Source organism: Streptomyces sp. NPDC059371 (genome assembly GCF_042751995.1).
Taxonomy (GTDB): Bacteria; Actinomycetota; Actinomycetes; order Streptomycetales; family Streptomycetaceae; genus Streptomyces.
Genome location: NZ_JBHYXD010000114.1, coordinates 19,372 through 28,682 on the forward strand (window position 1 = coordinate 19,372; position 9,311 = coordinate 28,682).

At 72.2% G+C, this 9,311-nt stretch carries 10 protein-coding genes; 8 read left to right on the top strand and 2 right to left on the bottom strand.

Features of this window, described 5'->3' with window-relative positions; all coding sequences use genetic code 11:
* Window positions 1-1,283, top strand: a 1,283-nt coding sequence (locus ACFXGX_RS37570; RefSeq protein WP_384801062.1) for a VWA domain-containing protein, incomplete at its 5' end; no start/stop codon positions are given.
* Window positions 1,283-2,125, top strand: coding sequence for a hypothetical protein (locus ACFXGX_RS37575; RefSeq protein ID WP_384801065.1), 843 nt, complete (start codon window positions 1,283-1,285; stop codon window positions 2,123-2,125). The genes ACFXGX_RS37570 and ACFXGX_RS37575, both read left to right, overlap by 1 nt.
* 138 nt (window positions 2,126-2,263) lie before the next feature.
* Here the strand turns inward: ACFXGX_RS37575 and ACFXGX_RS37580 are convergent, their stop codons facing one another.
* On the bottom strand, window positions 2,264-2,902 hold the full coding sequence (locus tag ACFXGX_RS37580) for a winged helix-turn-helix transcriptional regulator (RefSeq protein WP_384801068.1): 639 nt from the start codon (window positions 2,900-2,902) through the stop codon (window positions 2,264-2,266).
* Window positions 2,903-2,986: 84 nt separating this feature from the next.
* Here ACFXGX_RS37580 and ACFXGX_RS37585 point away from each other — a divergent pair, with 84 nt between their 5' ends.
* From ACFXGX_RS37585 to ACFXGX_RS37600, 4 genes are all read left to right on the top strand, one after another.
* Window positions 2,987-4,204 carry a pyridoxal phosphate-dependent aminotransferase gene (locus ACFXGX_RS37585; RefSeq protein ID WP_384801071.1) on the top strand — a complete coding sequence of 406 codons (1,218 nt, stop codon included), beginning with the start codon at window positions 2,987-2,989 and terminating at the stop codon, window positions 4,202-4,204.
* Window positions 4,205-4,332: 128 nt separating this feature from the next.
* Entirely contained in the window at window positions 4,333-4,992 is a 660-nt protein-coding gene (locus tag ACFXGX_RS37590) for a histidine phosphatase family protein (protein ID WP_384801074.1), read from the top strand.
* A 54-nt stretch (window positions 4,993-5,046) separates the two neighbouring features.
* A complete protein-coding gene (locus tag ACFXGX_RS37595) occupies window positions 5,047-5,685 on the top strand; it encodes a hypothetical protein (protein ID WP_384801077.1) in 639 nt (212 codons plus the stop codon).
* A gap of 126 nt (window positions 5,686-5,811) precedes the next feature.
* On the top strand, window positions 5,812-6,234 hold the full coding sequence (locus tag ACFXGX_RS37600) for an acyl-CoA thioesterase (protein ID WP_384801080.1): 423 nt from the start codon (window positions 5,812-5,814) through the stop codon (window positions 6,232-6,234).
* A 94-nt stretch (window positions 6,235-6,328) separates the two neighbouring features.
* Here ACFXGX_RS37600 and ACFXGX_RS37605 read toward each other — a convergent pair whose 3' ends face one another.
* Window positions 6,329-6,730, bottom strand: a complete 402-nt coding sequence (locus ACFXGX_RS37605; RefSeq protein WP_355774635.1) for a helix-turn-helix domain-containing protein — start codon at window positions 6,728-6,730, stop codon at window positions 6,329-6,331.
* Between the two features lie 122 nt (window positions 6,731-6,852).
* On the opposite strand from ACFXGX_RS37605, the gene ACFXGX_RS37610 reads away from it, so the two are divergent.
* Both ACFXGX_RS37610 and ACFXGX_RS37615 read left to right on the top strand, forming a co-directional pair.
* Window positions 6,853-8,382 (top strand): MFS transporter, encoded by a 1,530-nt coding sequence (locus tag ACFXGX_RS37610; RefSeq protein ID WP_384801092.1) that lies wholly within the window; start codon window positions 6,853-6,855, stop codon window positions 8,380-8,382.
* 37 nt (window positions 8,383-8,419) lie between these two features.
* On the top strand, window positions 8,420-9,235 hold the full coding sequence (locus tag ACFXGX_RS37615) for a chitosanase (protein ID WP_384801083.1): 816 nt from the start codon (window positions 8,420-8,422) through the stop codon (window positions 9,233-9,235).
* Window positions 9,236-9,311 lie beyond the last annotated feature (76 nt).

A 9,311-nucleotide genomic window follows, 5' to 3' on the forward strand; every position in this document is an offset into this window, starting at 1 on the left:
AAACTCTCTCCCCCGCCTTAAAAACACCACCCCCGGGGGGGGGGGGGGCGCCCGCCCCCGGCCCCTCGGCCGCGCCCCCGGGCCCCCCCCCCGGGCCGCGGGCCGCGCCCCACACCCGCCCGCCCCCCGCGCCCAAGGTCGAACTCCTGCTGGACGTCAGCGGTTCGATGCGGGCCCGGGACATCGACGGCGAGTCGCGGATGTCCGCGGCGAAGCAGGCGTTCAACGAAGTACTCGACGCGACACCGGAAGAGGTGCAGCTCGGCATCCGCACCCTCGGCGCCAACTACCCGGGGGACGACCGCAAGACCGGCTGCAAGGACACGGCCCAGCTCTACCCGGTCGGGACGCTGGACCGCACCGAGGCCAAGACCGCGGTCGCGACCCTCAGCCCGACCGGCTGGACCCCGATAGGCCCGGCCCTGCTCAAGGCGGCCGACGACCTCCAGGGCGGTGAGGGCACCCGGCGCATCGTGCTGATCAGCGACGGCGAGGACACCTGCCAGCCGCTCGACCCGTGCCAGGTGGCCCGCGAGATCGCGGCCAAGGGCATCGACCTGACCATCGACACCCTGGGTCTGGTCCCCAACCTCAAGGTGAGCAGGCAGTTGAGCTGCATCGCCGAGGCCACCGGGGGCACGTACACCTCGGTGGAGCACAAGGAACAGCTCAGCGACCGCGTCAACCAGTTGGTGGACCGCGCCGCCGATCCGGTGGTCAAGCCGGTGGCCGTGCAGGGTGCCGACTCGTGCACCGCGGCGCCCGCCGTGAAGTCGGGCATCTACACCGACCGCGAGGAGTTCGCCCAGCACCGCTGGTACCGCGTGGAGGTCGCGCCCGGCAAGGAGCTGCGCGCCTCGGTGAGCATCGCGGCCGACCGTCAGGTCAACCCCGACTACGGGGTGCTGCTGCGGGCCGTCACCACGCACGGCCGGGAGATCGTGCGCGGCGAGTCGGCCGGGAACGGCCGCACGGACGTCGTGTCGACCGGACTGCGCTACCCGAAGGCGGAGAGCGACGACGACGGCGCGCCCGCCGAGGTCGTGTGTCTGCAGGTGTCCAACTCCTTCTCGGCCGCGTCCGGCGTGAAGACCACGCCCGGACTGCCCCTCGAACTGACCGTCGACGTCGTCGACGGCCCGGACCAGGCGAGCGACGTGGCCGCCTTCGGCCTCGGCCGCGGCTGGTGGCTGCTCGGCGCCCTGGTGCTCACCGGCTTCCTCGCCGGTCTGCTGTGGGGCTGGATCTCCCGCTGGCGGTTCTCGGTCTGGAGGACCAACTGATGCGTATCCGACGTGTACTGAGCACCGCCGCCCTCCTCACGGGAGTCGCGGCACCCGCCCTGATCGGCGCGGCCGCCTCCCCGGCGCTCGCCGACGCCTCGCCGTCCGCGAGCCCTTCGGGTGACGACACCGCGCCCACCGAGGCCGGTACGTCGTTCCGTACGGCGACCGAGATCGAGCAGGGAGTCCAGGCCACCGCCGGCGGCTCCACGGGTGACTACCTGTACTGGCAGTTCCCCGCGGACGCCGGGCAGCGGCCCACCGTGAAGGCCACGGTCAAGCTGCCCGAGGCGTCCAGGCGCGGCTCCTCCGAGACCTGGCAGATCGACGTGTACGACGGTCTGCGGCGCCGTCAGGCCTGCCAGTACGGGGCGCAGACCCGCACGGCGGGGGCTGACGCGTCCTCCGTGGAGCTGTCCTGCACCCTGCGCACCGTGCGTGCCTGGTCGGAGACCTGGGCCAACGACCCGCTGCCGGGCACCTATTACATCCGGCTCACCGCCACCGGTCTCGGCGCGGCCGATCTGGGTCTGCCGATGAGCACGGAACTCCGCGTGGACTCCAAGGACATCGGCGGTTCCGCGGCGGTCGACGGCTCGCTCGCCAAGCCATTGGTCCCGGGCATCGCCGTGACGTCGGAGAAGTCCGACGACGCCTCCGACGAGGGTTCCGACGCGAAGACGGCGACGCTGTCCTCGCTCCGGCCCGACACCTCCGGCTGGTGGTCCGACCGCTGGGTGTGGACCGGGATCGGCGGCATCCTCGCGGCCCTCGCCGGCATCTGGGGACACTCGCTGACACGGGGCAGGGGACGCCCGTCCCGGATTCCGCCGGGCGCCTGATCCGCAGGCCGTGAACCGGGGCCCGCGCCGCTCTCCGTCAGGAAGCGGCGCGGGCCTCTCGCTTCCGGAGCGCGGGATCATTTCCGGAGCGGGGGATCACTTCCGGTGTACGGATCACTTTCCGGTGCACCGGACGCGTCACGCCTCGCGCAGGGCCTTGGCGAGGGGGCCGTCGCCCGTCACGGCGACGCTCCCCTCGCGCAGCGCGTCGAGCAGCGTCAGGGTTCCCCGGTTCATGGCCTCGCAGGCGCGCGCGTCCGGCGCCAGGCGGGCGTCCGGCTCGCGCGGGGCGGGCCCGTCGCCGTAGAGCGGTCCGTCCCCGGCACCCAGCCGCACATGGAACAGGCCTTCGTCCAGGCGGACTTCGACCAGCCCCTCGCCCGCTCCGGCGGCGGCGAGAGCGCGCAGCAGCGGCAGCGCGAACCAGTGGGCCCGTACGGCGTCGGTGGGCCGCCGCTCGCCCAGCGCGGGCCCGCCCCACTCCCCGAGCGCCTGCAGGACGGGCTGCAACTCCTGTCCGCGAGAGGTGAGTTCGTACACGTAGGCCACGCCCGGAGGCGGCAGTCGGCGCCTCGTGGTCAGTCCGTCGCGCTCCATGTCCTTGAGCCGGGAGGCGAGGACGTCGGTGCTGACTCCCGGCAGATCGGCGTGCAGATCGGTGTACCGGCGCGGTCCGCCGAGCAGTTCGCGGACGATCAGGAGGGTCCACCGGTCCCCGACGGCGTCGAGGGCGCGGGCGGCGGAACAGTACTGGTCGTAGCTTCGGCGCGGTGACATGCGACGCAGTCTAGCTATCTTGTTGGACTTTCCAAGCTCCCACTTGGTAAAACCAAGCAACACCACAACCGGAGGGCGCAGCGCATGGAGTTCCGGCAGTCGAGCAAGCTCAGCGAGGTCTGTTACGAGATCCGCGGCCCGGTGATCGAGCACGCCGACGCACTGGAGGCGGCGGGCCACAGCGTGCTGCGCCTCAACACCGGCAACCCGGCCCTCTTCGGTTTCGAGGCGCCGGAGGAGATCCTCCAGGACATGATCCGGATGCTGCCCCGGGCGCACGGCTACACCGACTCGCGCGGCATCCTGTCCGCCCGCCGGGCCGTCGCCCAGCGCTACCAGGACCGGGGCCTGGACGTCGGCGTGGACGACGTCTTCCTCGGCAACGGCGTCTCGGAACTGATCTCCATGGCCGTGCAGGCCCTGATCGAGGACGGCGACGAAGTCCTCATCCCCGCCCCGGACTACCCGCTGTGGACGGCCGTCACGACCCTCGCCGGCGGCAAGGCGGTCCACTACCTCTGCGACGAACAGGCCGACTGGTACCCGGACCTGGACGACATGGCGGCGAAGATCACCGACCGGACCCGCGCGGTCGTCATCATCAACCCCAACAACCCCACGGGCGCGGTCTATCCGAAGGAGATCGTCGAGGGCATCCTCGATCTCGCCCGCCGGCACGGCCTGATGGTCCTCGCCGACGAGGTCTACGACCAGATCCTGTACGACGACGCCGTGCACCAGTCGGCCGCGGCCCTCGCCCCCGACCTGGTGGTCCTCACCTTCTGCGGCCTCTCGAAAACCTACCGCGTCGCCGGTTTCCGTTCCGGCTGGCTGGTCGTCACGGGCCCCAAGCAGCACGCGCGCAGCTATCTGGAGGGGCTGACGATGCTGGCCTCCATGCGCCTGTGCGCCAACGCCCCCGCGCAGTACGCCATCCAGGCCGCGCTCGGCGGCCGCCAGTCGATCCACGAGCTGACCGCGCCGGGCGGCCGGCTCCGCGAGCAGCGCGACGTCGCCTGGGAGAAACTCAACGAGATCCCCGGCATCTCGTGCGTCAAACCCAAGGGCGCGCTGTACGCGTTCCCGCGCATCGACCCCACCGTGTATCCGATCCACGACGACGAGAAGTTCGTCCTCGACCTGCTGCTGCGCGAGAAGATCCAGGTCGTGCAGGGCACCGGCTTCAACTGGTCGCGGCCCGACCACTTCCGCATCCTCACCCTCCCGCACGCCGACGTCCTGGACGCGGCGATCAGCCGGATCGGACGGTTCCTGAGCGGCTACCGGCAGGAAAAGGGCTAGGTCGGCCTGGCAGGAGCAGGGCCGAGGAACCGGGTGGGCCGACCGGAGGATCCGGGGCTGCGGCCGCGCCCGCCCGGTGGCACCGTACGAGGGACGGCAGCGGACTCGGGGACGGAAAGGGCGCGGCGATGGGTGACCTGCTCCTCGTACGGCACGGTGAGACCGAATGGTCGATGTCCGGGCGGCACACGGGGTCGACCGACGTCCCGTTGACCGACAACGGCCGCGAGCAGGCCCGGCGGCTCCGTCCGCTGATCGCCCGGCATCACATCGCGGCGGCGTTCGTCAGCCCGATGCGCCGCGCGCGGGAGACGGCCGAACTGGCCGGGATCGGCCACGCCCACGTCGACGAGGACCTGCGCGAGTGGGACTACGGCGGGTACGAGGGGGTCACGACCGTCGAGATCCACCGGGAGCGGCCCGACTGGTTCCTGTTCACCGACGGCGTCGCCCCCGGACCGCCCGAGCATCCGGGGGAGAGCCCGGACGAGGTCGGGGTGCGCGCCGAGCGGGCGCTGGCGAGGATCGACGCGGCGCTCGCCGAGTCGGAGGGCAGCGTGGTCGTCGTCTCGCACGGCCACTTCCTGCGGGTGCTGACCGCGCGGCGGCTCGGTCTGAGCGCCCGGTCGGGCGCCGTCTTCCAGCTCGGCACCGGGACGATGAGCCGGCTCAGCACGGAGCACCGGCGGCATGTGGTGGCGGGCTGGAATGTCAGACCCGACGCGTACTGTTCCCATGACTCCTTCTCCTCGGCCTCCTCGGCGGGAGAGGGAGCGGAGGAACACTGAGCCGCGGCCGGGCCGGAGCGCCGTGGCACCACCGAGTGGTGGAGGGAGCGCGCCGTGACACGACCGCCGACCGCCGCGCAGCGGCGCATCGTCGACGCGGCGGACCCCGTGACCGGGCGGCTGAAGGGCACGGAGGCCCAGCTCGCCGCCCTGGTGGGACGCGGGCTGGCCTTCCGTCATCCGCGTCCCCCGCGCGACCACTTCCTGACACCGGCAGGGCACCGGCTGCGCGAGACACCCGGGGACTCCGGGCCGGCCGCGGCCGCCGAAGGGCCCGCTCCGGCGGCGTCCGGGGTGTTCGCGGCGCGGGCCGGCGGCGAGGAGGGGACCGAGGAGGGTCCCGCGCGGCTGAGAGAGGTGCGCGGGGCCTGGCAGGGACTCATGGAGCTGCGCCGGATGACCCGTCCGGACGGTGCGACGGACCTTCCGTGCGCCTGGGAGCGTACGCATCTGGTGCAGGCCGCCGCGCTCGCGCTGGAGGCGGCGGGACACCGGCCCGCCCGGGCGGAGGGCGGCGGCGGGTACCGCATACGGACGACACCGCAGCCGGAGGCCGTCGCCGTGCACGAGCCGGACCCCGGGGCGCTGCGGGCCTGCGCGGCCACCCTGGAGAAGGCGGGCTGGCAGGTCGGCGAGCACACGGAGCCGCGCACGGGCGCCCGGTACGTTCTGGCCTCGCCCCGGCGGACGTGAGCGGCGTGCGCGGAAGCACCGAACCGGCGAAGCGCCGAGCCGTCGAGCCGTCGGAGTCCAAGTCGAAGGCGATCGATCAGGAGCAGTCGCAGCAGCAGCAGTCGCAGTTTCGTCGGAGGGAAAGTCGTGGCAGAGCCGTTCTTCGTCCCCGTGACCGTTCGCGGATACGAGACCGATGTGCAGGGCCATCTCAACCAGAGCGTGTATCTGCAGTACGCCGAGCACGCCCGCTGGTCGGTGCTCCGGGCGGCCGGGATCGGCCAGGCGGAGCTGATGGCCCAGGGTCTGGGCCCGGTCACGCTGGAGACGACCATCCGCTACCGGCGCGAGCTGCGGGCCGGCGACGAGGTCGAGGTGACGTGCGTCTTCCTCTGGGGTGAGGGCAAGAGTTTCCGCATCGAGCAGACCATCAGGAGGACCGACGGCACGGTGGCCGCCGAGATCACGGCGGTGGGCGGGCTGATGGACCTCACCGAACGCCGCCTGGTGCCGGGAGCCCGGGACGCCTTCAAGTCCCTGGCGAGGGACCCGGGCCCGCTGGGCCTCTGACCCGGCGGATCGGCTGGGCCTCTGACGCGGCGGGTCCGCTGGGCCTCTGACCGGCGGGTCGACCCGCCGGTGCCCCGCCGGCCCGCCACGCGGCCTACGCGTCGACCAACTCCGGCCGGTGCTCGGCGTCGTAGGCCGCGCGGGACTCGGCGATCGTGACGCGGTGCCGCTCGGCCCAGTCGGTCAGGGAGAGCAGCGTCGCGTGCAACTCACGGGCGACCGGAGTGAGTTCGTACTCGACCTTCGGCGGGACCGTCGGGTGCACGGTCCGGGTGACGAGGCCGTCGCGCTCCAGATTGCGCAGGGTCAGCGTCAGCATGCGCCGGCTGATCCCCTCGATGCTGCGCTCCAGTTCGGTGAAGCGGATCGGGCCGTGGGCGGCGGCCACGATGATCAGCACGCTCCATTTCCCGGCGACCCTGTCAAGAACCTCGCGGACCGGGCACGCCTGCGCGAGCACTGCCTGCGCGGTAACACCGGTGTTCCCCTGGGACATCGAAGTGCCTCCTTATGCCGGTCTCCCATGGTCACTCACGATGTCCCCCGTTACAAGTCGTGCACCAAGGGAGAACGTCCGTGGAACCGGAGCGGTCCACGGAGAACACGGAGGTCACCGTCATGCCGTCCCGGACCGAACCGGCGAGGCCGTCGACGCCACGAACGTACTCACGGTGGGCCTCCCTCGTCGTGCTGTGCGCGGGCACCCTGATGACCGTCCTGGACGGGAACATCGTCACCGTCGCCATGCCCGCCGTCCAGAGCGACCTCGGTTTCTCCGCCCCCGGGCTCGCCTGGGTCGTGAACGCCTATCTGATCCCGTTCGGCGGGCTGCTTCTGCTCGCCGGCAGGCTCGGCGATCTGCTGGGCCGCAAGCGGATGTTCACGGCCGGGCTCGCCGTGTTCACCGTCGCGTCCGTGCTGTGCGGGGTCGCCGACGGCCAGGGCGCGCTGGTCGCGGCCCGCGCTCTCCAGGGCGTCGGCGGGGCGATGACCTCCGCCGTGGTCCTCGGCATGCTGGTGGCGCTCTTCCCCGAGCCGCGTGAACAGGGCCGCGCCATCGCGGTGTTCAGCGCGGTCGGCGCCGCGGGCGGAGCCCTCGGCACGTTCCTCGGCGGTGCGCTGACGCAGGCCCTGAACTGGCACTGGATCTTTCTGATCAACCTGCCGATCGGCGCGGTGGCCCTGGTCGCCGCCCTGCGGATCCTTGCCCCGGACCGGGGAGCGGGCCTGCGCGGCGGCGCGGACTATCCCGGCGCCGCCCTGGTCACCGGCGCCCTGATGCTGACGGTGTACGCGATCGTCGGCGCCGGGCAGCGGAGCCTCGCCGGAACCCTCGCGCTCGGCGCGCTCGCCCTCGCGCTCTTCGCCGGCTTCACCCTCCGCCAGGCACGGGCCGCCCGGCCCCTGCTGCGGCTGCGGCTGTTCCGCTCGCGGACCCTGACGAGCGCGAACGGCGTACAGATCCTGATGATCGCCGGGATGTACGGCTTCCAGTACCTCGGCGCGCTCTACCTCCAACGTGTGCTCGGCTACAGCGAGTTGCTCACCGGTACGGCGTTCCTGCCCGCCCCGGTCGCCATCGGCGTGCTGATGCTGACGCTGTCGGCGCCGGCGATCGCCCGCTTCGGCCCGTACCGCGTCCTGCTCGCCGGACTCGCGCTCATCACGGCGGGCCTGGCCCTGCTCGGCCGCGCCCCGGCCGAGGGCACGTACGTCGCCGACGTGCTGCCCCCGCTGCTCCTACTCTCCGCCGGGTTCGCGGCCGCGATGCCCGCGGTGACGGGGCTCGCCATGACGGACGCCGGTGCGGAGGACGCCGGTCTGGCCTCTGGGCTCTTCAACACCACGCAGGTGGTGGGCGGTTCACTGGGCCTGGCGGTGCTGACCACCCTGGCGGCGAGCCGCACCGAACGGCTGACCGGCGCGGGCGAGCACGTCGTCGCGGCGACGGCGGACGGCTACCGGCTGGCGTTCACGGTGGCCGCGGTCGTGGCGTTCACCGCCTTGGCCCTGGCCGCCGCGCTGTTGCGGCCCCGCCGTGTTCCCTCAACGCGCCCGCACGGCTCGCCCTCCGACCGCCGGAGCGTCAACTCGCCTTCCTCCAAAGGGTATACGCCGTCCTCCAACTCTGGTAGGAAACTTTCCTAACAGTACGCGGCAGCACCGCTCCCCCATCGGAGGTACCGTGCACACCCCCCACATAGCCCCTTCGCGTCGCACCCTGCTCACCCTGATCGGAGCCTCACTGGTGGCAGGACCCCTGATCGCCACCCAGAGCGCGACCGCGGCGGCGGTCGGGCTGGACGACCCGGCGAAGAAGGAGATCGCCATGAAGCTGGTCTCCAGCGCGGAGAACTCCTCGCTGGACTGGAAGGCGCAGTACAAGTACATCGAGGACATCGGCGACGGCCGCGGCTACACCGCCGGGATCATCGGCTTCTGTTCGGGCACCCACGACATGCTCGAACTCGTCGAGCTGTACACGCAGCGCAAGCCGGGCAACGTCCTGGCCAAGTACCTCCCCGCGCTGCGCGAGGTCGACGGCGGTGACTCCCACGACGGCCTGGACCCCGGCTTCCCGGCCGACTGGCGCCGGGCCGCCCAGGACACGGCGTTCCAGCAGGCCCAGAACGACGAACGGGACCGCGTGTACTTCGACCCGGCCGTCCGGCAGGGCAAGGCTGACGGCATCGGCGCCCTCGGCCAGTTCACGTACTACGACGCCATCGTGATGCACGGCAACGGTGACGACAGCACCAGCTTCGGCAACATCCGGCGGCGCGCGCTCGCCAAGGCCAGGACGCCGGCCCAGGGCGGCGACGAGGTGACGTATCTGAACGCCTTCCTCGACGCCCGCGTCTGGGCCATGAAGCAGGAGGAGGCCCACTCCGACACCAGCCGGGTCGACACCGCGCAGCGGGTCTTCGTACGCAACCGGAACCTGAACCTGAACACACCGCTGGACTGGAAGGTCTACGGCGACAGCTACCACATCGGCTGACGCCGGCGACCGGACCCGGGTCGCGGGTCGCGGGTCGATCCACGTCGAAGGCGAACCACTCCGGGGCGCGCACGTT

Excerpts from the sequence above, each read along its gene's own strand:
- ACFXGX_RS37590 (WP_384801074.1), top strand. The coding sequence starts at position 4,333 with ATGGGTGACCTGCTCCTCGTACGGCACGGTGAGACCGAATGGTCGATG.
- ACFXGX_RS37610 (WP_384801092.1), top strand. The coding sequence starts at position 6,853 with ATGCCGTCCCGGACCGAACCGGCGAGGCCGTCGACGCCACGAACGTAC.
- ACFXGX_RS37580 (WP_384801068.1), bottom strand. The coding sequence starts at position 2,902 with ATGTCACCGCGCCGAAGCTACGACCAGTACTGTTCCGCCGCCCGCGCC.
- ACFXGX_RS37585 (WP_384801071.1), top strand. The coding sequence starts at position 2,987 with ATGGAGTTCCGGCAGTCGAGCAAGCTCAGCGAGGTCTGTTACGAGATC.
- ACFXGX_RS37575 (WP_384801065.1), top strand. The coding sequence starts at position 1,283 with ATGCGTATCCGACGTGTACTGAGCACCGCCGCCCTCCTCACGGGAGTC.
- ACFXGX_RS37605 (WP_355774635.1), bottom strand. The coding sequence starts at position 6,730 with ATGTCCCAGGGGAACACCGGTGTTACCGCGCAGGCAGTGCTCGCGCAG.